23 protein-coding genes are annotated in these 24,202 nt (G+C 41.0%); all 23 read left to right on the top strand.

The window, feature by feature from the left end; translation table 11 throughout:
* Positions 1-23: 23 nt before the first annotated feature.
* The gene (locus G573_RS10930; RefSeq protein ID WP_051175709.1) at positions 24-1,112 is read left to right on the top strand and encodes a hypothetical protein; all 1,089 of its coding nucleotides are present in this window, start codon (positions 24-26) and stop codon (positions 1,110-1,112) included.
* Between the two features lie 237 nt (positions 1,113-1,349).
* Positions 1,350-2,129, top strand: coding sequence for a MurR/RpiR family transcriptional regulator (locus G573_RS0105615; RefSeq protein WP_027975796.1), 780 nt, complete (start codon positions 1,350-1,352; stop codon positions 2,127-2,129).
* A gap of 12 nt (positions 2,130-2,141) precedes the next feature.
* Positions 2,142-3,578, top strand: a complete 1,437-nt coding sequence (locus G573_RS0105610; protein WP_027975795.1) for a glycoside hydrolase family 1 protein — start codon at positions 2,142-2,144, stop codon at positions 3,576-3,578.
* A gap of 2 nt (positions 3,579-3,580) precedes the next feature.
* Positions 3,581-4,975: a PTS transporter subunit EIIC gene (locus G573_RS10925; protein WP_037586792.1), complete on the top strand. Its 1,395-nt coding sequence runs from the start codon at positions 3,581-3,583 to the stop codon at positions 4,973-4,975.
* Between the two features lie 259 nt (positions 4,976-5,234).
* Positions 5,235-5,786 carry a DUF6287 domain-containing protein gene (locus tag G573_RS0105600; RefSeq protein ID WP_027975794.1) on the top strand — a complete coding sequence of 184 codons (552 nt, stop codon included), beginning with the start codon at positions 5,235-5,237 and terminating at the stop codon, positions 5,784-5,786.
* A 244-nt stretch (positions 5,787-6,030) separates the two neighbouring features.
* Positions 6,031-6,777: a DeoR/GlpR family DNA-binding transcription regulator gene (locus tag G573_RS0105595; protein WP_027975793.1), complete on the top strand. Its 747-nt coding sequence runs from the start codon at positions 6,031-6,033 to the stop codon at positions 6,775-6,777.
* Positions 6,778-6,786: 9 nt separating this feature from the next.
* Positions 6,787-7,611, top strand: a complete 825-nt coding sequence (locus tag G573_RS0105590) for a Cof-type HAD-IIB family hydrolase (protein WP_027975792.1) — start codon at positions 6,787-6,789, stop codon at positions 7,609-7,611.
* A gap of 36 nt (positions 7,612-7,647) precedes the next feature.
* Positions 7,648-8,727 carry an MmcQ/YjbR family DNA-binding protein gene (locus G573_RS0105585; protein WP_027975791.1) on the top strand — a complete coding sequence of 360 codons (1,080 nt, stop codon included), beginning with the start codon at positions 7,648-7,650 and terminating at the stop codon, positions 8,725-8,727.
* 227 nt (positions 8,728-8,954) lie between these two features.
* The gene (locus G573_RS0105580; RefSeq protein ID WP_027975790.1) at positions 8,955-11,039 is read left to right on the top strand and encodes a BglG family transcription antiterminator; all 2,085 of its coding nucleotides are present in this window, start codon (positions 8,955-8,957) and stop codon (positions 11,037-11,039) included.
* Positions 11,039-11,347, top strand: a complete 309-nt coding sequence (locus G573_RS0105575; RefSeq protein WP_027975789.1) for a PTS sugar transporter subunit IIB — start codon at positions 11,039-11,041, stop codon at positions 11,345-11,347. Before G573_RS0105580 ends, G573_RS0105575 begins: the two co-directional genes overlap by 1 nt.
* A 15-nt stretch (positions 11,348-11,362) precedes the next feature.
* Positions 11,363-12,652 carry a PTS sugar transporter subunit IIC gene (locus G573_RS0105570; protein ID WP_027975788.1) on the top strand — a complete coding sequence of 430 codons (1,290 nt, stop codon included), beginning with the start codon at positions 11,363-11,365 and terminating at the stop codon, positions 12,650-12,652.
* Positions 12,653-12,668: 16 nt separating this feature from the next.
* A complete protein-coding gene (locus G573_RS0105565; protein ID WP_027975787.1) occupies positions 12,669-13,076 on the top strand; it encodes a hypothetical protein in 408 nt (135 codons plus the stop codon).
* A gap of 23 nt (positions 13,077-13,099) precedes the next feature.
* Positions 13,100-13,963: a class II fructose-bisphosphate aldolase gene (locus G573_RS0105560; protein WP_027975786.1), complete on the top strand. Its 864-nt coding sequence runs from the start codon at positions 13,100-13,102 to the stop codon at positions 13,961-13,963.
* 4 nt (positions 13,964-13,967) lie between these two features.
* Positions 13,968-14,579, top strand: coding sequence for an AAA family ATPase (locus G573_RS0105555; RefSeq protein WP_027975785.1), 612 nt, complete (start codon positions 13,968-13,970; stop codon positions 14,577-14,579).
* A gap of 196 nt (positions 14,580-14,775) precedes the next feature.
* Positions 14,776-15,315 (top strand): 16S rRNA (guanine(966)-N(2))-methyltransferase RsmD, encoded by a 540-nt coding sequence (gene rsmD / locus G573_RS0105550; RefSeq protein ID WP_027975784.1) that lies wholly within the window; start codon positions 14,776-14,778, stop codon positions 15,313-15,315.
* Positions 15,305-15,805 (top strand): pantetheine-phosphate adenylyltransferase, encoded by a 501-nt coding sequence (coaD, locus tag G573_RS0105545; RefSeq protein ID WP_027975783.1) that lies wholly within the window; start codon positions 15,305-15,307, stop codon positions 15,803-15,805. The genes rsmD and coaD overlap by 11 nt, the downstream gene beginning before the upstream one ends.
* Entirely contained in the window at positions 15,783-16,826 is a 1,044-nt protein-coding gene (locus tag G573_RS0105540; protein WP_027975782.1) for a SepM family pheromone-processing serine protease, read from the top strand. The genes coaD and G573_RS0105540 overlap by 23 nt, the downstream gene beginning before the upstream one ends.
* 166 nt (positions 16,827-16,992) lie before the next feature.
* Entirely contained in the window at positions 16,993-18,324 is a 1,332-nt protein-coding gene (locus tag G573_RS0105530; protein WP_027975781.1) for a bifunctional metallophosphatase/5'-nucleotidase, read from the top strand.
* Complete coding sequence (locus G573_RS0105525) at positions 18,321-18,860, top strand: YutD family protein (RefSeq protein WP_027975780.1); 540 nt, start codon at positions 18,321-18,323, stop codon at positions 18,858-18,860. The genes G573_RS0105530 and G573_RS0105525 overlap by 4 nt, the downstream gene beginning before the upstream one ends.
* A gap of 109 nt (positions 18,861-18,969) precedes the next feature.
* The gene (gene rlmN / locus G573_RS0105520) at positions 18,970-20,055 is read left to right on the top strand and encodes a dual-specificity RNA methyltransferase RlmN (protein WP_027975779.1); all 1,086 of its coding nucleotides are present in this window, start codon (positions 18,970-18,972) and stop codon (positions 20,053-20,055) included.
* Entirely contained in the window at positions 20,055-20,576 is a 522-nt protein-coding gene (locus tag G573_RS0105515; RefSeq protein WP_027975778.1) for a VanZ family protein, read from the top strand. Before rlmN ends, G573_RS0105515 begins: the two co-directional genes overlap by 1 nt.
* 89 nt (positions 20,577-20,665) lie before the next feature.
* On the top strand, positions 20,666-22,411 hold the full coding sequence (locus tag G573_RS0105510; RefSeq protein WP_037586789.1) for an ABC transporter ATP-binding protein: 1,746 nt from the start codon (positions 20,666-20,668) through the stop codon (positions 22,409-22,411).
* Positions 22,401-24,143 carry an ABC transporter ATP-binding protein gene (locus G573_RS0105505; RefSeq protein WP_027975776.1) on the top strand — a complete coding sequence of 581 codons (1,743 nt, stop codon included), beginning with the start codon at positions 22,401-22,403 and terminating at the stop codon, positions 24,141-24,143. Before G573_RS0105510 ends, G573_RS0105505 begins: the two co-directional genes overlap by 11 nt.
* Positions 24,144-24,202: the final 59 nt, after the last annotated feature.

Below are 24,202 nucleotides of genomic sequence, written 5' to 3'. Positions count from 1 at the left end.
ATAAAAAATGTTGGAGTATCATAGTGAATTTTGCAGAGATTATTAATCTGAAAGATCTAGTGACAGATCTTTTTTCAAATATTTTATTTTGGCTATTTTCAATTATAATAACTATTATTATTTGGGTCTTTAAAAAATTTATTCTTCCTCATTTTCAAAAGATAATAATAAAAAGCATTGATGTGCGAAATGTTCCTAAAATGTTTGAAGGAGAATTACTACCATCTTTTCAAAACTCAGATGTGTATAGAAATTATATTGAGAATGAGCTGGTAATTCAGAATGAAAAAGATGATTTAATAATTAAAGATTTAATAGTTGAGAATATTGTTGTAAATGAGTATTTCTATGAGGATATAGTAGTGCAAAATGGTTTTGACGTACCTAAACAGAAAATTGATTTTGTCGTATTTAATAATGGGAATAAGGAAAGCTCTCTTAAAAAATATATCTTAAAGATTATTTATATAAATAATCTTAAAAAACTTGATAAGTGTATATTTGAAAAAAATTTAACACAAGGAAAGTTAAAAGGAGGGGATATAGAAAAAATATTTTCTATGGTTTTAACGAATCACAACATAATAAAATATTTTTCTAATGATATACCAGATTATAGGCAATCTATCAAAATTGAACTGCTCAATACAGTAACCAATCAAATTGAAAGTGATATTGAGATTCCATACCTTTCCTCGGAAAAGAAATTTATTAGGCAATTAGGAGGAGGTTCTCCGGTTGATAGAACTTTAACTCCCATTATTGAGCTTTTAAAACCTTACAATCAAAGTAAATTTACATTTACAATAAACTATAAATTAACTAAGGGGGTTAATCAGTTACGTTTCAACATTCTTGTTGATGGCGCATGTCAAATCAAATATAGTGTAAGATTGATGGAAGACGAAAATAAAGAACTTGCTAGATTCTCTAAAGACAGCATTAATATCCGATTTCCAAATTACAAACTGACTTCACCTTATAAGGATGAGCTGTACCATTATTTAATTTCTGAAAATATAAAAAACAGTAATCTTGAAGAAGTAAAATTGAGACAGCCTTCATTAATGAACAGCATTGATAAAACAAAACAAGAGTACAATCTTTTATAATTGGTTTTCTAAGTTTTTAAATATTTTTAGTACTTTTCCCGAATAATGGGATGATTTTATGCTTGATCCGTCTGTCAGATGATTTAAATAAAAAGCCGATTTGGCTATGCAGAAAATGATAGCGGTCAGATATATGCTGATTTTAAGATCAAGGCAAATTTTAGGGGACAATAATTGTTCCCCTTTTTTGTTTGTAAAGATATAAAATAGACTTAATCCAAGGCCGAGGAGAAGATAATGGAAAACAGACGTTTAAGTTTACTGTATAATTTGCAGAATTTATACAATTCCAGCGATGTAGGAAGTGTGGATTATCAGCTTTCCCGCTATTTAATTGACAACTATCAACAGATAGGGAATTTAAATATTTTTGATGTTGCTGAAGAAAACCATGTATCAAGGGCAACAGTAAGACGCTTTTGTCAACATTTGGGCTATGATAATTTTAAAGAATTGAAAAAACATTTTTCGGAATTTGATGAAGGTTTTGAAAGTTACAAAACATTTTACTGTAAAGATGATTTTCTATTTAAATTGAGAGAGCAGCTTAAATTGATGTTTACAGAGTTGGAAGATAGACTTTCAAATAGAGAATTAACACAGATTGTGAATAACATTCACCATTCTGATGAAGTGATAATAGTTGCATCAAGCACCATAGCAAATAGCATTCGAGTATTTCAGCAGACTATGGCCATTTTTGGGAAGAGAATTTCCATCGTTGCAAGCCAAAATAAGCTCAGTCAATTTAGTGGTGAATTGGATTCAAATTGTTTGATTCTGGTCTTTTCTATATCAGGTGCTTTAGCTGAAACATTGCAAGATGATTTATTTTCAAGTGGAGCAACTACTTTTTTATTCACAAACAGCAGGAATCCTTTATTTAATGTCACATTTGACAGAGTGTATCATCTAACCTCAATGGATAATCAAAATAATAAAGACATTATTTACTACACTTATGGTATCACTTACGTCTTAGACTCAATTATTTGCGAATATAGCCAGTTATTGTAAGAAAGGAATAATATGCATTATAAAGAAAAACCGATATTTCCTAAAAATTTTTTATGGGGTGCTTCAAGTGCTGCGTGGCAAGTTGAAGGTGCTGTCAATGAAGATGGCAGAGCAGTATCAAAGATTGATTTAAATTCACAAACGAAAAAACCATTTGCTGACAATTCGGTGGCTTCTGATCATTATCATCACTATAAAGAAGATGTCGCATTGATGAAAGAAGCAGGATTTACATCGTACAGGTTCTCCATTGCTTGGCCGCGTATTTTTCCTGATAAATCAGGAATCCCTAATCAAAAAGGAATCAATTTTTATAATAATTTAATTAATGAACTTGTTAATAATGGGATTGAACCAATTGTAACTCTTTATCACTATGACCTTCCGGTATGGGTTGATGAAGAATATGATGGCTGGTATGGACGTGGTATTATTGATGCTTTTGAACAATACGCCAGAACATGTTTCAAAGAATTTGGTGACCGTGTTAAGTACTGGCTGTCTATCAATGAACAAAACATGCAAATTGTTTATGGTCATTGGTTAGGAACATGCAAATACCCCGAAACATGGTTTGAGGATCAGTGGAAAGTTAATCATATCATGAATCTTTGCCATGCCAAAGCTGTTATTGCCTGCCATGAGATGGTGGAAAATGGGAAAATCGGACCTGTTCCCGGGATGGTACCAATTTATTCAAATACTGGGAATCCGATGGACCAAATTGCAAGACTTAATGCTGAAGAGTTTACTGAAAAAATTTGGAATGACTTTTATGCACATAGAAAATACAGTAATTTTATAAAGAATTATTGGAAAGAGCATGGCATTAACCCTGATATTCACGATGGTGATCAAGAAATTTTTAATCAAGCTCGAATTGATTACTTTGGAATTAATTGTTATCGGTCAAACACGGCAGCTGAAGCAAAATTAGATGAGCAGCCTCAGGCATATGAACTTAATAAATATGGCATCAAGGGGCAATTAAAATTTCCGGTTGTACCAGGAGAATATAAGCTTGTTTACAATGACTACGTTGAATACACAGACTGGGATTGGGAAATTGATCCAGTAGCAATGCGCTATGTTTTGAGAGATATGTGGAATCTCTACCAATTGCCGATGATTATTACTGAAAACGGTTATGGTGCACATGAGGATGTGGACGAAAATGGTGAAGTGAATGACGCCTATCGCATTAACTTTTTACGAGACCAAATCTATCAAGTTGGACTGACAATTCAAGATGGTGTAGAAGTCCTTGGTTATAATCCTTGGTCATTTACAGATTTGCTTTCGACAGGTAATGGTATGGCTAAGCGTTATGGCTTGGTATTTATTAATAGAACTGATGATGATCTTAGAGATTTGGCCAGAATTAAAAAGGCATCCTATTATTGGTATTCAAATCTTATTAAATCAAATGGTCAGAACTGGGGGAACTAACTATGTCTAAAGATTATAAAAAATTAGCCGAAGACATTGTTAAATTAAGTGGTGGTGTATCAAATATTACGGGTGTTAGTCATTGTATGACACGACTGAGATTAAATCTAAAAGATGAAACAAAGTTTGATAATTCAGCAATTACTAAATTATCAGGAGTTCTCACTGTTGTTGTACAAAATGGAGAACATCAAATCGTTATTGGTCAAGATGTCCCTAACGTATATGCTGAAATTCAAAAAATGGACGGAATAAAAGAAAAGGGTTACGTGGAAGATGCTGATACAGCTAGGGAAGATATAGCCTTAGAAAAGAAACCCGGTGAAAAACATAACTATTTAAATACTATTATGTCTTTTATTGGGGGAACTTTCTCGCCTGTTATTCCAGTGCTTGTGGCTGGCGGGCTTACAGGTGCAGTTTTGACAGTACTGACCAACTTTTTTGGTGTAAGTGATAAATCAGGTACCTATATAATCATTTATGCTATTAACCAAGCGACGTTCTATTTCTTGCCAATATTTATTGGTTTTTCAGCTGCTAACCGTTTAAAATCAAATGGTTTTTTAGGAGCCTTTTTAGGAGCAATTCTTCTTTACTCAACAATTAATGGAGCAAAAGGGCTCAATTTTGTCGGAATTAAAGTCCCACAGATAAGTTATAATTCTACAGTATTTCCAATTATTCTTGGAGTGCTGTTTATGTCAGTTGTTTATAAATTTCTGGAAAGGCACATGCCGGTCTATTTGAAGACTATATTCGTCCCTTTAATTACGATTTTACTGACAGTTCCGGTAACATTAATTGTCTTGGGTCCCATTGGAAATCTTTTAGGAACTTGGTTAGCTGACGGTGTCTATGCTCTATATAAGGCGGCTCCTGCTCCAGCGGTAATGGTGATTGGGATGACAACTCCTTTAATGGTATTCTTTGGTATGAATAATGCCACTTACCCAGTTTTATTTGCATTAATGGCTCAAGTAGGCAGTGATCCTCTTATTATGACAGGTATGGCACCCGCAAACGTTGCTGTCGGAGGTGCAGCTCTTGCAGCAATGTTCATTTCCAAAGATGTTAATCAGAAATCTGTATCTATGTCGGCCGGGATTACAGCTTTATGCGGTATTACTGAACCTGCGGTATATGGTGTTCTTTTTCCGCAAAAGTATCCTTTGGTCGGTGCGATTATTGGCGGAGGAATAGGCGGTCTTTTAGCAGGCCTACTCAGAATGACACAATATGTAGTTTCAACTCCTGGTTTTATTTCACTGCCAGCTTATATTGATCCTTCCGGTTCCAAGTACAACTTAATGGTGTCAATTAGTGTTATGATAGTAGCACTTATTGGTGGCTTTGTTTCAACCTATTTTCTCGGAAAGAAAGCGAATAACATTTAAACTTCAGAATAAACCACGGTGAGCAGCTGTGGTTTTTGGTATGATTAAGTTAAAATAGGAAATAAAAGAAGAAACAAGCAATTCTGACTAATTTTGCTAAGACTGTAGTATAATAGAGGTAGTTAAAGTCGTCTGAAATAAAAATAAGTGATTGAAGAGTTTGATTTCTTCTATTATCTCGATTTCTGATTTTTAGGAAGGAGGTCACTCAAAGGAAAGTAGGAGGGTATGCTATTTTTATAAAGGAGAGGAGTTTGTTATGAAAAAGAAATTAGTAAACATTTTTTTGGCTTTGTTGTCCATTTTGCTTTTGTCAGCTTGCCGCAGTAATAAGACAGAGACTTCGCAGAAAGCTTCCAGTCAAGCAAAATCTGAGCAGACTGAAAAAAAGACAGAAAAACAATCCACTTCAAGCAGTTCGTCCGAAGCAGTTACTGAAGCTGAAACGTCTGATGAGGCCGCTTCCACTGATGTCAGTCAAAAGGATTTAAATATTGATGAGATCAATAACGGTAACTTTCAATCTTTGGTTGGCACTTGGAAAAACGGCAGAGGTGATACTTTAGAAATTACTTCTGACGGTACAGTAAACGGCAAGATGACCTTACAGGGAATTAAAGATTCTGCTAACAGAAACGGTATTCCTTATGCCAGCTTAAGAGCAGGGAATAATACGGGTGCGGCCTTGGCTTTGTTTAAGATTGGTTTTAAAAATCCTCAAGGGGATCAGTCAGATTCAAGCAAGCCTCGTATTTTGATAACGCAAAGTGATGGCAACTATCCTGCAGAGGACTATTATTATCGTCAATAGCAGCTGTCTAAGGCTATTCCAGTCGGATTATATGGTCCCTTAAAATTAAATATCTGAGACTTTTGAGCTGCACTCCAAGCCTTAGGCTAAAAATCTAAGGTTTGGGGTGCTTTTTATATTCTCTTTGTCACAGGTTTTTGAGGTTGCCATATTATGTTTTAAAAATAAAAAACTTATAAAAACTTAAAAAGACTTATCCTTGCTTAAAATGTGTTATAATAGATTTAAGCAAAGGAGGGGTGTTATGTACCGGGAAAAACGACTGCAGGAAATCCTGAGGCTGGTTGAAGAAAGAGGAGAACTGTCTTCCAAAGATGCGCGTGCGCTGCTGAATGTTTCTCGCGATACGGTGCGGCGGGATTTTGCTTTTCTAGCGGCTGATAAGCAGGTTATTCGGACGCATGGCGGGATTTTGCCCCTGCAGAAATCGCAGAACGTTCTGTCTTTTGAAGAGCGTCTGCACCGTCTGACTGAAAGCAAAGATGCCATAGCTCAAAAGGCTTATCAGCTGATAGCACCGGGGCAGCTCTACTTTTTTGATGTGTCAACGTCGGTGCTGCGCTTAGCGCAGCTGATTGATAAGGACGTGACCATCTATTCGCATTCTTTGGATAATGCCATTGTTCTGGCTCAGCATGAAACGGTTGATTTTCACCTTCTGGGCGGCCAGTTTCAGCCTAAGAACCGCTTTTATTATGCTTTAAATGAAGCAGAGCTGCTCAAGGATATTCATTTTGATGCAGCTATCATTGCAGCTGCAGGTCTAAAGAAAGGACAAGTGTCTTTTGAAGATGCGGCCGATACCTACCTGAAGAAATTGGTTTTGAAAAATGCCAAGACCAAGATACTGCTGGCCGAGGAAGATAAATTTGAAAAAGAAGCCAGTTATGTGCTGGCTGATATTAACGACTTTGATTATTTTATTACGGATAAGAAACCGACAAAAGCTATCCAAAAACTGCTGTCGCAAGATTTGAAACTTATTTTTTAGGAGGTTATTATGGCAGAAGCGATTCGATTGATTTTAAGTGATATTGACGGGACTATTTTAGATGACAAGCACCAGCTTGACTCTGAACTGAGTGAGGCTGTGGCTGCTTTAAAGGCAAAGAACATTCCTTTTGTGCTGGCTTCTGCCAGATCGCCTCACGGCATGTTTCCCCTTGCCCGGGAGCTTCATCTAAATGACAGTCCTCTTGCCTGCTATAACGGTGCACTTATTGTTGAGGGAAATCAAGAATACTTTCAAACTTTAATGGAACACAGTCTCGATAAAACAGATGTTAAAAGGGTTGTTGATGTGGTGCGCAGGGAGTTTTCTCATATTGCTCTTAATGTGTATTCGGGCGGTGATTGGATTGTTGACAAGAGAAATAAATGGGTGGAGATTGAGGCTGATATTACCAAAGAAACGCCGCTTGTCGGTGAGCTGGATAAGCTTTTGGCAGACAGCAAAAGACCCGTTCATAAACTTCTTTTAATTGCTGAGGCTGATGACATTAAAGAACTGCTTGCTCATCTCAAAACCCTGTCATTTGCGGATGCCTCCTTTTACCTGTCTAAGGCTAACTACTTAGAGGTCATCTCAAAATCAGTCTCCAAAGAAAATGCTCTCACGGAAATTGCCGCTTACTATCATGTGCCCCTGACAGCTGCTATGACAATCGGTGATAATTTCAATGATCTGCCGATGTTAAAATTAGCTGGTTTGGGAGTGGCCATGGGCAACGCACCGCAGGCTGTCAAAGACGAGGCCGACCAAGAAACAGCCTCTAACAACGATAACGGCGCTTCTAAGGCGATTAGGGACTATGTATTGAATTAATTTGTTTTGCTTGTGTATCTTGGAAAGGAAAATAGGATGTCTCTTGAATCAGATTTTTTTAAGAAGAAACGTGTGCTGTTTGACAAGCTTCTTCCCTATGGATTTTCAAAAGAAGGAGACGGTTATCTCTACAAAGAAAGCTTCATGAACGGTGATTTTGAGGCGCTGATAATAATTTCTGCTGAAGGATTGGTGTCCGGCCGTGTGCTTGATAGGGATACTGGAGATGATTACCTGGCTCTGCGGGTAGAGCGCCAAACGGGTACCTTTGTCGGTCAGGTCAGAGAAGCTTATGCTGAGATTTTAGGAAAACTAGCAGATGCTTGCTTTGAAGCTCTGCCATTTATAGAGGAGCAGACCAACCGCTTAGCTCAAAGGCTTGAGCAGCTTTACGGGGATCAATATGATCACCCCTTTAAAAAATATCCCTCCTTTTCTTCTTACCGTTATCCTCTTAACCGTAAATGGTACGGGCTCATCATGGCTATTGAGCGCGGCAAGCTGGACCTGGGAAAAGAAGTGTGGGAACAAGAGAAGCTCAAGCAGGAAGTAGAGATCATCAATCTCAAGGCCGAGCCTTATGATCTGGCAGGTCTTCTTGATCTTCCGGGAATTTATCCTTCCTATCACATGAATAAGAAATCTTGGATTTCGGTTGTTTTGGACGGCACTGTGACCGATGAGCTGCTGTTTTCTCTGGTGGATAAGAGCAGAGCTCTGGTCAGCGGGAAAAATCTGGGAAATCCGGCTGGCCCTGATTTTTGGATTATTCCGGCAAATCTCAAGTATTATGACATTGATGCTGAATTTGCGGCGCATAAAATCAATACCTGGCCGCAAAAAGCCAGTATCCAGACAGGAGATTACCTTTTTGTTTACATTACAGCGCCGACACGCGCGCTTCGCTATGCCTGCCGTGTGCTCGAAGCAGGTATTGAAGAGCCCCATTCAGACAGAAAGTACATGAAATTGGAGTTACTTAAAAAATATGATGACAGCGACTTTCCCATTGAGCGGCTGAAAGAACTCGGCGTTACCAATATTCGCGGACCCAGGCGGATGACTGCCAGTTTGATAAGTGAGGTAAAGCCAAGTTTAAAAGCCAGTAAATCCTGACGGCTGCTTTCAAAGGATTGTTTACCTGTCATATCATTAATAACAGTCCGGCCTCTTATGTTTAGAGGCCGGGCTTTTTCGTCTTACCGCCAAAGATAGCAGCGTGATCCCAGACTGACAATTTAGTCAAAAGCTTAGTTTTTTTCCGTAAGAAATGGCAAAAATATCTACTACCAATTAGCTGTTTTTCACTTTATACTAATAAGTAAGAAAGGAGTAAGAAATTGATGAAAGAACGTTCTGTTAGTATTTTAAATCGTATTTTAGTATCGACTTTGCCTGTTCGCACAGATAGTTTGCAAAAAGAATTTAAGGTTAGTTCCAGAACTATCAGAAATGATATTTTAACCATTAATGATTTCTTAGCATCAATTCACTTACCGGTTATTCAAAGCATTCGTTCGCAGGGGTTCTTTTTATCCCTAAGCGATGAGGAGGGACAAATTCTTAAAAGTGAGCTGTCAAATGAGGATAAGACAGATTATCTGGAGAGAAAGGAGCGGCTTTTAGATTTAATTTTGGATTTGGCTTTGGGAGATGACAAAATTTTCCTGCATCGTAAGGAAACGTTTTACGGGGTCTCTAAGTCAACCATTGATGAGGATATGCGGCAGATCAGACAGGAGCTGGCTTTTTACCATCTTGATATCATCAGCCATCCCAAGGCAGGGCTCCTGTTAGAAGGGAGCGAGGCTGCGGTTCGCATCATGCTCTACAGTCTGCTCAGTCCGGAAATGACTAAAATGGGAACGGCTTTCAGCTCTCACAAAAGCCGAATTATCAGCCGTTACATTCTCGGTGAAATCATCTTAAAGGTCAATGAGATTTTTGACCGTACCATTTTGACAGTTGACGATGATATTCACCGAACGCATTTTATCCTTTTTACCTGTATCTGGCTTTTAAGGGTCAAGCGGGGAACAAAACTTGCTCAAGACGATCTTCCCAAAGAGGCTGTTGCGAAAACAGCTGCCATTAACAATTATTTAGAGGCAGTCTGTCAGGAATTCCAAATAGAACCGTCAGCTTTAGAGATGCAGTATATCCACTCAATTTTGCAGTCCTTTAATATCAAAAAGAATGACAGTCCTATTAATTGGATTCAGCTGCAGATATTGACCATTCAGCTCATTAACTTTGTGGAGCAGGAAACTAAGATTCCCTTTAACAGGAAAGACAGTGTTTTGCAGCAAGGGCTCTATCATCATATCGTCAGCATGATTGCCAGGGTAAAAAATAATATCCAGCTGACAAATCCGCTGACAGAAAGGATCAAGCAAAGTTACGGCAGTATTTATAAGGCTGTGGCCAAATTTGCCTGTCAGCTGGAAAAAATGCTGGGCCGAAAAATTATTGATGATGAGATTGCTTTTTTAACGATTTATTTTTCAACCACCCTAAGCGAGATCAATCAGGGCAATAAATATTGGTACCGGGCAGTTGTGGTCTGTAATCACGGAACAGCTACGGGCAAACTTTTGGCTGAAAATCTCAAGGAATTTTTCAATATCGAAGTATTTGCCATTCTTAATTCCAGAGAAATAAGTATTATTGATAAGCTGGATGTCGATTTGGTATTTTCAACGGTCAATATTGATTATCAAAATAAACCGGTCTTGGTTCTTGATTCCATTATTCAGGAAGATACCAAGATGCGTATCAATCATTTTTTAAAGGCTAATCAGCAGGCCAGAAGAGTGACTCAGAAAAAAGAGGATTACACCAAAGTTTTTCTGGAAATTCTGCAGCTTCTGGAAAACAGCAGTAAGGCTGAAGTTGATAAAGACTTATATGCTGCTATTGAAGCTGTTTTCACAAAAAATTGTCTGAGGATTAATAAGAGGGAGGTCCAACCAATGATTGAGGATATTTTAAAGGATGAGCATATCTTAATTACCGATAAAAACTACAGCTGGCGCGATGCCATTAAGTTTGTTTCTGCCCCTTTGTACAAGGAAGGCATTGTCAATAAGCACTACAGTGAAGCGATGATTGAAAGTGTCGAGAAATACGGTCCCTACATCATTATCGGTCCGCACTTGGCCTTAGCTCACGCCAGACCGGAAGACGGAGCCAAGCAGCTTGGGCTGAGCTTAGCTATTTTTGAAAAACCCGTCGCATTCGGAAAAGAAGCTGATAAGCAGGTTCAGGTCATCTTTTGCCTGTCGGCGGTGGACGCTTTTTCACACTTAAATATCATGAAAAGTCTCGTTAATCTTATCCGGGCAACCAATAAGGTTGAGCAGCTCTGTCAGGCAAGAGATGTTCAGTCTGTTAAAACTATTTTATTCCATTCAAAGGAGGAATCATGATGGGAAAACCAATTACTATTTTATTTGTCTGCGGGGCCGGTTTAGGCAGCAGTTTTGCAGCACAGATGGCAGCTGAGGATGTCCTAACCAAGCACCATATTGATGCGAAGCTGGATCATGTGGATATTTCGACCGCTGCTTCTGTTCAGCCGGACGTCATTATTACCGCTCAGAATTTCCAGAAACAGTTTGCCAATTTTGACATTGACACATCCAAAACAGCCATTATCTATTTAAAAAATATTGTTTCCAGTCAGGAAATTGAAGAAAAACTCATTCCGATTTTAAGGGAACGTGAACTGATTTAAAAAAGGAGGATGACAATGAGCGTTATCAATTTTATTATTAACAACATTCTGACACAGGCTGCTGTTACCATTGCCCTAATTGCGATGCTGGGCTTGATTCTGCAGAAAAAATCAGCCGGTCAGGTGATCTCCGGAACTCTTAAAACCCTGCTTGGCTTTCAGGTCTTAAGTGCGGGTTCCAGTGTTATCGTAACGAGCCTGACTTATTTTGGGAAAATCTTTAAGAGCGGTTTTCATACCCAAGGGATTGTTCCCTCTATTGAGGCTATCAATGGTCAGGCCATGAATGACCTTGGTCTTGGCAGCGATATTGCTCTGACTTTCTTAGCCATCTTTATTTTCAATATTATTTTTGCCCGTATTACCAGATGGAAATACATCTTTCTGACGGGACAGGCTATTTTGTGGATGGCGACCATGACGACTGTGTTTGGTTATTTTGCAGGGCTCAGAGGATTCTTGCTGATCGTTGTCGGCGGGATAGTCGGCGGTGCCTTTGCGGTAGCTATGCCGGCCATTGCTCAGCCCATTATCCGCAAAGTTACAGGTTCAAATGATATTGCTCTGGGACATTTTTGTACTATCGGCTACCTTTTTGAAGCCGGTGTCGCTAAAATATTCGGTGAAAAAGGTGATAAAAAGAAATCGATCGAAGATATTGAACTGCCCAAAGCCTTTGACTTTCTGCAGGATACTTACTTGTCTGTAATGGTTGTTATGGTACCTTTATTTATCATCACAGCTATCTTTGCAGGGCCTAAAGCTGTTGATACAGGCACGCAAAATTATATTATGTTTGCCTTTATGCAGGCTATTCAATTTGTGGTCGGTGTCTATATCCTTCTAGCCGGTGTACGCTTGCTCTTAGCTGAAATCGTTCCAGCTTTCCGCGGTATTGCTATGAAACTGGTTCCGGATGCTATTCCGGCTCTGGATTGTCCTGTTCTCTTTCCTTATTCGCCCAATGCGGTTATTCTCGGCTTCATCACGACAACCATTGGTACAATCGTAGCCATGCTTATCCTGCCTATGCTGGGCTTAGCTATGATTTTGCCGGGCATGCTGACCAACTTCTTTGCGGGAGGTACTGCCGGTATCTTCGGCAATGCTGTCGGCGGCCGCCGCGGAGCCATTATCGGCGGTATTGCCCATGGTTTCTTTATCACCTTGCTGCCGGCTCTCTTGGTAACGGCCTTTAATCAGCTGGGATTTGTCAATGCTACGGCAACCGATGTTGATACCGTTGTGGTTGCTCTGCTCTACGCTTGGCTGTTCAGTCCGATATTTAAAGCAATAGGAATCTGATAAAGGAGATGATCGTGTGTTTCAATGGTTTAAGAAAAAAACAGATAAAGAGAAAAAGCCCGCTGCCGAACGTGAAGAGCCGCAATTGTCAGAGGCAGAAAAAGCTGCTCTCTTAGAGAAAATAAAAGCAGAAGAAACTCTGCTGGCACAGCAGCAATCAGATCAGGAAAAAGCTGTGTCTTATGAAAAGATAGGCTTATGGTATGCTGAGCTGGATGACAGCGATGAAGCGATTGCTCAGCTAGAGAAAAGTTTGGAAGCCAAATTATCCATGGGAGAAGGTTATAAGAAGCTCATGAGCCTCTACAATGCTAAACGGGCTCAGGCTGCTCGCAATAAAGACAATGAAGCGATCGACTACTATATGGCTAAGATGGACGAGATGCGAAATATTGCTAAAAAATTAACCCTGTCCAAGGATTGAGAAGATAAAGGAGAAGCGAACAAATGTATAAGACGTTAAAAGACTTAACTGATACCGCAGAAAAATTAAATATGACTGTCGGTGCCTTTAACATGCACAATCTGGAAATGTTGCCGGATATGATGCGTGCCGCTAAGGAAGTGGGAGCTCCTATCATCATTCAGACCAGTGTTGATACAGCCAAATATATCGGTTACTCAGTTATTGTTGCAGTGGTAAAGGAACTGGCTGAGCACTATATGATCGATGCGGCGCTGCATCTGGACCATGCCAGAGACTTTGATGCCATCAAAGATGCTATCTCGGCCGGTTACTCCAGCATCATGTTTGACGGTTCCAATCTGCCCTTTAAAGAAAATATCTTAAAAACTAAGCTGGTTGCTGAATACGCTCATGCCAGAGGTGTTGCTGTTGAAGGAGAACTGGGGACCATTGGCGGTACGGAAGAGGGCATTTCTGTCTCGGAAGATGATAAAATTTATACACGGCCGGAAGATGCTGTTACCTTTGTCAAGGAAACACAGGTGGATGCTTTGGCAGTTGCTATCGGTACCAATCACGGACAGTTTAAATCCAAAACAGATGTTAAGATTCCTTTGCTCAAAGAAATCCATCAAGCCCTATCAACTCCTTTGGTGATTCATGGCGGCACGGGGGTCAAAGAAGAGGACTATCCTCAGCTGATCAATAATGGTATCCGCAAGTTCAATGTTGGAACAGAACTGCTGGTTAACTGGACGCAGGAAGCTAAGACAGCTTTTGGACAAACTGCTGTTAATAAGTCCCTGCGTTACAATGTCATTCCTGCCAATCAAAAAGTTAAGGAAATTGTCAAACATAAAATGACTTTATTTATGAACCTGCAGTCTCCTTTGCATGTGGAATAGAGCGATGAAAAAGTATCTTATTTTATTAGCAGGTCCGCCGGCAACGGGCAAGAGCTATCTGCTAGGTTTAATCAAATCTGCCCTGCCCCGTCTTTACACCGTGTCTCCTGATGAATTTAAAGAAGATATGGCAGAGAGCAGAGGCTTTGATAATGCTCAGGAAAAAGCTGCTTTGGAAAAACAGGTTTGGCAGTATTATTATCAAGCCTTGGACCTTTACATGGCTGTGGGCAGACAATTTGTAGCCACCGAATACCCTTTTTCCTTTAAACAAAGAGATCAATTAGACCGGTTATCCCAAAAACATGGTTATCTGGTTATTACTATCCGCTTAACAGCAGATTTTGATGTCCTTTGGCAGCGGCGGCTGGCACGGGATTTGGCAGAGGACAGGCATTTGAGCTTTGTCATGACACATTTTCATCATGGCGATACGCTTTCTGACCGGCACTTGGCAGATGATTTAATCACCAAGGAAGGCTTCCAAAAGATTATTGAAGACAGAAAGTATAATGACTTTTCACTGGGCACTCTATATGAAATAGATGTCACAGATTTTACCAAAGTCAATTATCAGCCCCTGATTGCCAAATTAGTCAAGCTTTCTCAAGAATAAGGTTTTGACATGACTTACTTTTTAAGGACTGACAATCGACATTTCAGCTGGCCACAGCGGTCAGCACTATTAAGTACAAGGCCGGAATAAACTTGTTCCGGCCTTGTGCTGTGTTATCAGGTAAAAAATATCTGGGAATTTAAGGCAGCAATGTCAGCAGGCGAAAATTTTACCCTTTTTTGATATAATGAAACACATGAGAATTGTTTCTGGTAGTTATGGCGGGCGGCCATTAAAGACTTTGGAAGGAAAGACAACCCGTCCGACCTCAGACAAGGTGAGGGGAGCTGTTTTTAATATGATTGGCCCCTACTTTAGCGGCGGCCGTGTTTTGGATCTTTTTGCCGGCAGCGGAGGTCTTGCAATTGAAGCTGTTTCACGGGGAATGGACACTGCTGTCTTGGTGGAGAGAAACCGCAAGGCTCAGGCCATTGTTCAGGCCAATATAAAAATGACCAAGGAAGAGAGCCGGTTTCAGCTTTTGAAAATGGAAGCTGCGCGTGCTTTGGAGCGTGTGAGCGGAAAATTCGATCTGGTTTTTTTGGATCCTCCCTACGCCCAAGAAGAAATTGTCAAGACTGTTGAAGCGCTTTGCCGGCGTAAGCTTTTGTCAGACGATGTCATGGTGGTCTGTGAAACGGACAAGACCGTTAATTTGCCTGAGGAAATTGCAGAGCTGGGCATTTGGAAACAAAAAATTTATGGGATATCAAAGGTGACGGTTTATGTCAGATAAAATTGGACTTTTTGCGGGATCATTTGATCCTGTGACAAATGGGCATGTGGATATTATTGAGCGTGCCAGCAAACTTTTTGACAAGCTCTATGTCGGCATTTTTTATAACAAGGATAAGGCAGGGCTGTTTGATATAGACAGCCGCCAGAAAATGCTGGAAGAGGCCTTGTCTGGTTTGGAAAATGTCTGCGTGATAAGGGCGCGTGATTCTCTGGCTGTTGACGTCGCCAGAGATCTGAAAGCAACTCACTTGGTTCGCGGCCTGCGCGGCGCTGAAGATTTAGAGCACGAAGCTCGACTGGATTTTTTTAATCGGGAATTGGCACCGGAGCTAGAGACGGTTTACCTGCTGAGCAAATTGGACATGAAGTATATTAACTCAACACACGTGCGTGAGCTGATTTATTTTAAGTCAGATATTCAAAAATACGTGCCAATAAGTGTTGTTAAAGAAGTGGAGAAGACGTTTGAAAACAATCAAAAAATATAAATGGTGGCTGATTAGCTGCTTGGGTGCTCTTTTACTTTTAGGCTGCTTTTTTATTCCTCTACCCTACTACATGGAGATGCCGGGCGGGGCTTATGATATCCGTACGGTTTTGACTGTTAATGATCAAGAAGACAAAGAAAAAGGCTCCTACAATTTTGTGGCAGTCGGGGTGAGCAGGGCAACCGTGTTTCAAGTTGTTTATGCTTGGCTGACACCTTTTACAGAAATTACCAGTGCTCAGGAAACGACCGGCGGCGTCAGCGATGCAGACTACATGCGGATTAACCAGTTTTATATGGAAACCTCGCAAAATGGCGCTATTTATGAAGCCCTCAATTTAGCTGATAAAAAAGCCAGTCTTGATTATATGGGGGTCTATGTTCTTAATGTCAGTAAAAATTCGACCTTTAAGGGAATTTTGAACATTGCCGATACCGTCACCGGTGTCAACGGCCGGACTTTCTCCAGCTCCAAAGAACTGATCAAATACGTCTCCGGTCAAAAGTTGGGCAGCAAAGTCAGTGTTCAGTATACCTCTGAAAATAAGAAAAAAACGGCTAAAGGCAAGATTGTCAAATTATCAAATGGCAAAAATGGTATTGGCATCGGTCTGGTTGACCATACTAAAGTGGCCTCTGATGATAAGATTAAATTCAGTACCGACGGCGTCGGCGGGCCAAGTGCCGGTCTGATGTTCACTTTGGATATCTATGATCAGCTTATCGACGAGGACCTCCGCAAGGGCCGCATTATTGCGGGAACAGGAACGATTGAGGAAGATGGCAAGGTCGGAGATATTGGCGGAGCAGGCCTGAAGGTTGCAGCGGCAGATAAGATTGATGCCGATATTTTCTTTGTTCCTGACAATCCTCTTGACAAAGCTGCTGTAAAAGAAAATCCCAAGGCTCTTACCAATTATCAAGAGGCTAAACAGGCTGCCAAAAAATTGGGCACCAAAATGAAAATTGTCCCTGTTAAAAACGTGGGAGATGCTGTTGAGTATTTACGAAAACATGATTAAAACCGGGATAAGGTATAGAGCCGAAGCTTTTTGCTGCTGGCACAAATGCTTTTTTGAACTGATTGAAAGTCTGCTGTCTGAGCAGGCTTTTTATTTGATGAAAGCGCCAGTCCGTTTAACAGGACTTATCTTTTTATATCTGCTGTGAAAGTGTTAAAATAGAAGCATGAAAGAAAGTATTCGAATTCTGCATATCAATGATTTACATTCGCATTTCGAGGCTTATCCCAAGATCAAGCGTTTTTTTGATGAGCAGTCACAAACAGATAAGGAAGTATTAAGATGCGACCTTGGTGATAATGTTGACAAGAGCCATCCTTTGACAGATGCGACAGCCGGAGCTGCCAATGTGGCATTGATGAATGATTTGAAAATAGACTTTGCGACGATTGGCAATAATGAAGGCATCGGCTTAGCCAAATCTGAGATGAATCAGCTTTACAGCAAGGCTGATTTTCGAGTCATCTTGGGCAATCTTACTGACAGGCACGGGCGTCCAAGCTGGGCTCATCCTTATGTGATTTATGAAACCAAGGCGAAAACGAAAATCGCTTTTTTGGCTTACACTTTCCCTTATTACAAAACCTATCAGCCAAACGGCTGGCAGGTTCATGATGCTGTGTCCTGTCTCAAGCGGGATTTAAAAGTGCCGGAGGTGCAGGCAGCAGACTTTCGGATTTTACTGAGCCATCTGGGCATTCGTTTGGATGAGCAAATAGCGCGTGAAATACCTGAAATTGATCTGATTATCGGTGCTCATACCCATCATGTGTTTGAAGAAGGAGAGGCGGTCAACGGCACCTACTTGGCGGCAGCAGGACGCTACGGAGACCATGTTGGTCAGATAGACCTTGATTTTGATAATCATGTTTTAACAGATATCAGCATTGAGGCTCTGCCGCTTAGTGATCTGGATGCTCAAAAAGATGATGCTGCTTTTACAGCAGATTTATGGAACAAGGGACAGAGCCTGCTTGAACAAAGTCTGGTCTGCCGGCTTTCGCGCAAACCAACCCTTGAAGAATGTGCGGAGATGGTCATGGAAGCTATGGTTCAGTCGGCTGCTGCCGATATCGCCATCATTAATACGGGCTTAGTTGTTGAGCCTTTTTGGCCGACAGTGACTAAAGCCAGTCTTCATCTCTCCCTTCCGCATCAAATGCGTTTAGTAACCTTTCAAATAAGCAGAGCAGAGCTTTTAGAAATCTGCCGGGATATTTTTTCTCAGGCTGACCTGCTGGCTAATCAGCAGATTCGCGGTATGGGCTTTCGCGGCCGTCAGTTTGGCAAGGTTGTGACGGGTGGTTTTACTTACAAAAATGGAAAAATAGTGTATAATAATAAGGTTACCAGTAAAAAAGATAAATTAAGTCTTGTTTTAGTTGATCAGTACTATTTTGCTCCCTACTTCAGCAGCATTAATTCACGCAAGGGCCGGCTGCTGTTTCCTGATTTGCTGAGACAGACAGTAGAAAAATATCTGAGAGGAGACCTATGAGAAAAGATATCTCCCCGGAAATGTATAATTACAACAAATTTCCTGGGCCTCAGTTTATAACTTTTGACAATCATGTTAAGAGTGATGAGATAGATTTATTAATTTTAGAGAATGTTAAAAATGCTTTTAATGCGACAGTGTTCAGTCAGCGTTTTTCAGAGATTCTGCTGAAATATGATTATATTGTCGGTGATTGGGGCAATGAGCAGCTGCGGCTCAAGGGATTTTATAAGGAAGCGCCTAAAGCCAAACATAAACATCCTTATATCGGTTATTTAGATGACTATCTCAAAGAATATTGTAATTTTGGCTGTGCCTATTTTGTTTTGGAAAATCCAAACCCTAGGGAAATCAAAGCTGAAGAAGATAATTCGCAAAGACGCAGGCGCCGCGATAATCGCCGGAAAAAACGCTTTAACAAAAATACTAGGACGAATCCCGACAGACTTCGCCAAGAAAAAACACAAGAGCGTGCTGCCTTGCGGGAAATTCATGAGGCAAAGAAAAATTTTGTCATCAGAAAAAAGGAAAGATAGAAAGGATAAGAACCGGACAGGTACTTGGCTGCCGCAAAAACTTTTAATAGTAAGACAGTCAGCAATTTTTAACAACTGACTGAATTTTGTCAGGTTCTTGATAATAATTATGAAACCATCTATTTACGGGCTGACCCGTGATGAATTGATTGACTGGGCAGCAGAACACGGTGAAAAGAAATTTCGAGCTGCGCAAATTTGGGATTGGCTCTACCGCAAGCGTGTTCAGTCTTTTGAAGAAATGACCAATATTTCCAAGGATTTTATTGCCATTTTAAATGAAAACTTCTGCCTGAATCCGCTTAAACAGCGCATTGTTCAGGAATCTGCTGACGGAACGGTCAAATATCTCTTTGAACTGCCTGACGGCATGCTGATTGAAACAGTCCTTATGCGCCAGCACTACGGGCTGTCGGTCTGTGTTACGACACAGGTTGGCTGCAATATTGGCTGTACCTTCTGCGCCAGCGGCTTAATCAAAAAACAGCGTGATCTCAATAACGGAGAAATCACTGCTCAAATTATGCTGGTTCAGAAATATTTTGACGAACGCGGTCAGGGCGAGCGTGTCAGCCACGTTGTGGTCATGGGAATCGGTGAACCTTTTGACAATTACGATAATGTTATTAAATTCTTACGGACCATCAACGATGACAAGGGCCTTGCAATCGGTGCCCGCCATATCACGGTATCAACATCAGGTTTGGCTCATAAAATCAGAGAATTTGCCAATGAAGGCGTTCAGGTCAATCTGGCAGTGTCGCTCCATGCACCCAACAATGAGCTGCGCTCCAGCATCATGCGGATCAACCGTTCTTTCCCATTAGAAAAACTGTTTGCGGCTATTGAATACTATATTGAAACGACCAACCGCCGCGTGACTTTTGAGTATATCATGCTTAACGGTGTCAATGATACTCCTGAAAATGCACAAGAGCTGGCCGATTTAACCAAGAAAATCCGCAAGCTGTCTTATGTCAATCTCATTCCTTACAACCCTGTGACCGAGCACGATCAATACAGCCGCAGTCCTAAGGAGCGCGTAGATGCCTTTTATGACGTGCTTAAGAAAAACAGCGTTAACTGTGTTGTCCGGCAGGAGCATGGAACTGATATCGATGCAGCCTGCGGTCAGCTGCGTTCCAATACAATGAAGCGCGACCGCCAAAAAGCTATCGCTGAGGCTGCTCAGTAATGTCACGATTTTGGGAGAAAAACGGCGAACTGACACCTTGGGGAAAAAGTGCAGTCAGATGTGTACTTTGTTTCTATGCACTTGCTGTCTGTGCTATGTGCTTTCTGCCGCAGCCTTTTAGTCAGGTTAAAACACCGGGGATTCAGCACTACGGCCGCCTTGTTCTTCTTTTGACTTCCTTTAATTCACTCGTCAGTCTGGGAAAGATAAAGAGCTTATGGCAGCTCTTTTGGGTCATAGGGCAAAACTTCAGCAATGTTTTGCTGCTGTATCCCCTTATTTTATGCTTACTTTTGCTGAACAAAAATGTTCGCAGTTTAAAAAGGACTGCGATGCTCAGTTTTAGTGTCAGCCTCTTTATTGAAATAAGCCAGCTTCTTTTGGATTGGTTTTTCAATGTCAACCGCGTTTTTGAAATTGACGATCTGTGGACAAATACCTTGGGCGGCATTCTAGCTTTTTATTCTTATCAAACATTGCAAAGAAAAATCAAAAAGCCAGTTAGCAGTCAGATTGTTTGACTTAGAGTAAACTCCAAGGTTTATAATAGTAATGTGATTTTCCCTCATTCTGGGGGATTTTTCTTATGATGATTAAAAGAAAGGCAAAGATGTCTGTTATTAAAAATTTATGGTGGTTTTTTAAACTGGAAAAGCGCCGCTATTTGATTGGGATACTGGCCCTCAGCTTGGTCAGTGTTCTCAATCTGATTCCGCCTAAGGTCATGGGGCATGTGATTGACCATATTACCCGTAAAAGTCTGACAAGAGAAACGCTTTTGTGGGATCTTTTTTATCTGCTGCTGTCCGCCTTTGCCATGTATGGGCTGCGTTATGTCTGGCGCATTTATATTTTGGGGACTTCTTATCGTTTGGGACAGATCATGCGTTCCCGTCTCTTTGAGCATTTCACGAAAATGTCTCCTTCTTTTTATCAAAAATACCGGACAGGTGATTTGATGGCTCATGCGACCAATGATATCAACTCCCTGACACGTTTAGCAGGGGGCGGTGTCATGTCGGCTGTTGATGCCTCCATCACAGCTCTGGTTACCTTGATGACCATGTTTTTCAGTATTTCCTGGCAGATGACCTTGATTGCGGTAATTCCTCTGCCTTTGATGGCTTTTGCAACCAGCCGTCTGGGACGCAGGACGCACGAGAGCTTCAAGCATTCGCAGGCAGCCTTCTCAGAGCTTAATAATAAGGTTCAGGAAAGTGTCTCAGGCATCAAGGTCACCAAGTCATTCGGCTATCAGGCAGATGAATTAGCTGCTTTTCAGGAAACAAACGAGATGACCTTTGCTAAAAACATGACAACCATGAAATATGACAGCATGTTTGATCCTTTGGTGCTCTTGTTTGTAGGGGCTTCTTATACGCTAACGCTTTTGGTCGGTGCCTTTTTTGTTAAAAACAACCAAGTAACGGTCGGCAGTCTGGTGACTTTTGTGACTTATTTGGATATGCTGGTCTGGCCTTTAATGGCAATAGGTTTTCTCTTTAATATTGTGCAGCGCGGAGCTGTTTCTTATGAGCGTATCATGAGCCTTTTATCGCAGACATCTGATATTAAAGACCCTGAAAATCCTCTGCCTGGTATTGAAAATGGCCGCTTGGAATATGCCATTGAGCACTTCACCTACGATAATGAAGAGACGCTCAGCAACATCCATTTCACCTTGGAAAAAGGACAGACTTTGGGAATTGTCGGGCAGACCGGTTCCGGCAAAACCAGCCTGCTTAAGCTCCTTTTGCGTGAATATGATGTCAATCAAGGCGCTATCTATCTCAATGGTCACGATATTCGGGACTACCGTCTGGCAGACTTGCGCAGTCTCATCGGTTATGTGCCGCAGGATCAGGTTCTCTTTGCCATGTCTATTTTAGAAAATATTCGCTTTGGCAATCCTCAGCTGAGTATGGCAGCGGTTGAAGAAGCCACTAAGCTGTCTCAGGTTTATGATGATATTGCAGCCATGCCTCAAGGCTTTGACACCCTTATCGGTGAAAAGGGGGTTTCCTTATCAGGCGGTCAAAAACAGCGTATTGCTATGAGCCGTGCCATGATTTTAAATCCGGATATTCTTATTTTGGATGATTCTTTGTCGGCGGTTGATGCTAAGACTGAACATGCGATTATTGATAACCTCAAAGAGACCCGCCGGGATAAAACAACCCTCATAACAGCCCACCGGCTGAGTGCGGTCGTGCATGCGGATCTTATCCTAGTAATGCAGGACGGCCGCATAATTGAGCGCGGTCGCCATGACGACCTTATCCAGTCAGGCGGCTGGTATGCAAGAACTTATGAAGCCCAGCAATTAGAAATGAAAGGAGACAGTGATGAGGAATAACGAACACCAAGGCCGCGTTTTTCTGCGCTTGATGTCTTATTTGAAACCCTATAAATGGCTGACTTTTTTTGCCTTATTCTTTCTTCTTTCAACGACGGTGATTAAAAGTCTTGTGCCCTTGGTTGCCTCTTATTTTATTGACCATTTTCTGACAAACTTCAATCAGGCTGCCGCTTTTTTGTTAGTGGGCTACTACCTGCTTTATGTCTTGCAGACTATTTTACAGTATTTGGGAAATTTGCTTTTTGCCCGTGTTTCTTTCAGTGTTGTGCGCGATATTCGTAAAGATGCCTTTGCCAACATGGAAAAGCTTGGTATGTCTTATTTTGACAAGACGCCGGCAGGCTCCATTGTATCGCGGCTGACCAATGATACAGAAAGTATCAGTGAAATGTTTTCAGGCATTTTATCCAGCTTTATTTCTGCCATCTTTATTTTTAGTGTGACCCTCTACACTATGCTGATGCTCAATTATCGTCTGACCTTTCTTGTCATGTTCTTTCTTCCTTTTATTTTTATTTTGGTCAATCTCTATCGCAAAAAATCCGTCAGCGTCATTGCTAAGACCCGCAGTTTGCTGAGTGATATCAATACCAATCTGTCTGAAAGCATTGAAGGGATTAGTATTATCCAAGCTTTCGGTCAGGAAGAGCGCTTAAAAGCGGAATTCGAAGCCATCAACGAAGAGCATTTTCATTATGCCAATCGCTCAATGGCTTTGGACAGCCTGTTTCTGCGTCCGGCCATGTCTCTTTTGAAATTGCTGGCCTATGCCTTACTGATGGCTTATTTCGGCTTTAATTGGCAGGCAATCGGCATTTCAGCCGGAATGATGTATGCTTTTATCCAGTACATTAACCGCCTTTTTGATCCCTTGATTGAGGTCACGCAGAATTTTTCAACCTTACAAACCTCTATGATTTCGGCAGGCCGTGTTTTTGATCTGATTGATGAACAAGGCTATGAACCCGATCAAGATGACAGTGATGCTGAAATTACTGCCGGAAATATTGAATTTAAAGATGTTTCTTTTTCTTATGACGGAGAAAATCAAATTTTAGACCGCATTTCATTTAAGGTTGGTCAAGGTCAAACGATTGCCTTTGTCGGCTCGACCGGTTCGGGAAAATCATCTATCATCAACGTTTTCATGCGTTTCTACGAATTTCAAAAGGGTCAGGTCACTATTGACGGAACGGATATCAGAAAATACAGTCAGGAAGAACTGCGAAAAAATGTCGGTCTAGTCTTGCAGGAACCCTTTCTTTACCATGGGACTATAAAATCCAATATTAAGATGTATCAGGATTTGAGTGATGAAGCCATTAAAGAGGCTGCTCAGTTTGTTGATGCAGATCAGTTTATCCAAAAACTGCCTCAGAAATATGACGAGCCTGTCAGTGAACGCGGCTCCAGCTTTTCAACCGGACAGCGGCAGCTTCTGGCTTTTGCCAGAACAGTTGCCAGTGCGCCCAAGATTTTGATTCTTGATGAAGCAACCGCTAATATTGATTCAGAAACGGAACAAATTGTTCAGAATTCATTAGCCAAAATGCGCCAAGGGCGTACCACGATTGCCATTGCCCATCGGCTGTCAACGATTCAGGATGCCGATTGTATTTATGTTCTTGATAAGGGCAGGATTATTGAGTCCGGAACTCATGATGAGCTATTGGCTAAAGAAGGCACTTATCATAAAATGTATCAGCTGCAGGCAGGTATGATGGACTAGGGCAGACTTGCTTGGCAGGCAGTATAGTAAAAAAAGCGTACGGAAGTAATATTATTGCG

Source organism: Streptococcus devriesei DSM 19639 (genome assembly GCF_000423725.1).
Lineage (GTDB): Bacteria > Bacillota > Bacilli > Lactobacillales > Streptococcaceae > Streptococcus > Streptococcus devriesei.
The sequence above is the reverse complement of the archived record's forward strand: the minus strand, read 5'-3'. Positions and strand labels throughout refer to the sequence as shown.

Excerpts from the sequence above, each read along its gene's own strand:
- G573_RS0105570 (WP_027975788.1), top strand. The coding sequence starts at position 11,363 with ATGAGCGTTATCAATTTTATTATTAACAACATTCTGACACAGGCTGCT.
- G573_RS0105610 (WP_027975795.1), top strand. The coding sequence starts at position 2,142 with ATGCATTATAAAGAAAAACCGATATTTCCTAAAAATTTTTTATGGGGT.
- rsmD (WP_027975784.1), top strand. The coding sequence starts at position 14,776 with ATGAGAATTGTTTCTGGTAGTTATGGCGGGCGGCCATTAAAGACTTTG.
- G573_RS0105575 (WP_027975789.1), top strand. The coding sequence starts at position 11,039 with ATGGGAAAACCAATTACTATTTTATTTGTCTGCGGGGCCGGTTTAGGC.
- G573_RS0105595 (WP_027975793.1), top strand. The coding sequence starts at position 6,031 with ATGTACCGGGAAAAACGACTGCAGGAAATCCTGAGGCTGGTTGAAGAA.
- G573_RS0105505 (WP_027975776.1), top strand. The coding sequence starts at position 22,401 with ATGAGGAATAACGAACACCAAGGCCGCGTTTTTCTGCGCTTGATGTCT.
- rlmN (WP_027975779.1), top strand. The coding sequence starts at position 18,970 with ATGAAACCATCTATTTACGGGCTGACCCGTGATGAATTGATTGACTGG.
- G573_RS0105510 (WP_037586789.1), top strand. The coding sequence starts at position 20,666 with ATGTCTGTTATTAAAAATTTATGGTGGTTTTTTAAACTGGAAAAGCGC.
- G573_RS0105525 (WP_027975780.1), top strand. The coding sequence starts at position 18,321 with ATGAGAAAAGATATCTCCCCGGAAATGTATAATTACAACAAATTTCCT.
- G573_RS0105555 (WP_027975785.1), top strand. The coding sequence starts at position 13,968 with ATGAAAAAGTATCTTATTTTATTAGCAGGTCCGCCGGCAACGGGCAAG.
- G573_RS0105590 (WP_027975792.1), top strand. The coding sequence starts at position 6,787 with ATGGCAGAAGCGATTCGATTGATTTTAAGTGATATTGACGGGACTATT.
- G573_RS0105600 (WP_027975794.1), top strand. The coding sequence starts at position 5,235 with ATGAAAAAGAAATTAGTAAACATTTTTTTGGCTTTGTTGTCCATTTTG.
- G573_RS0105615 (WP_027975796.1), top strand. The coding sequence starts at position 1,350 with ATGGAAAACAGACGTTTAAGTTTACTGTATAATTTGCAGAATTTATAC.
- G573_RS10925 (WP_037586792.1), top strand. The coding sequence starts at position 3,581 with ATGTCTAAAGATTATAAAAAATTAGCCGAAGACATTGTTAAATTAAGT.
- G573_RS0105585 (WP_027975791.1), top strand. The coding sequence starts at position 7,648 with ATGTCTCTTGAATCAGATTTTTTTAAGAAGAAACGTGTGCTGTTTGAC.
- G573_RS0105560 (WP_027975786.1), top strand. The coding sequence starts at position 13,100 with ATGTATAAGACGTTAAAAGACTTAACTGATACCGCAGAAAAATTAAAT.
- G573_RS0105580 (WP_027975790.1), top strand. The coding sequence starts at position 8,955 with ATGAAAGAACGTTCTGTTAGTATTTTAAATCGTATTTTAGTATCGACT.
- coaD (WP_027975783.1), top strand. The coding sequence starts at position 15,305 with ATGTCAGATAAAATTGGACTTTTTGCGGGATCATTTGATCCTGTGACA.
- G573_RS0105530 (WP_027975781.1), top strand. The coding sequence starts at position 16,993 with ATGAAAGAAAGTATTCGAATTCTGCATATCAATGATTTACATTCGCAT.
- G573_RS0105515 (WP_027975778.1), top strand. The coding sequence starts at position 20,055 with ATGTCACGATTTTGGGAGAAAAACGGCGAACTGACACCTTGGGGAAAA.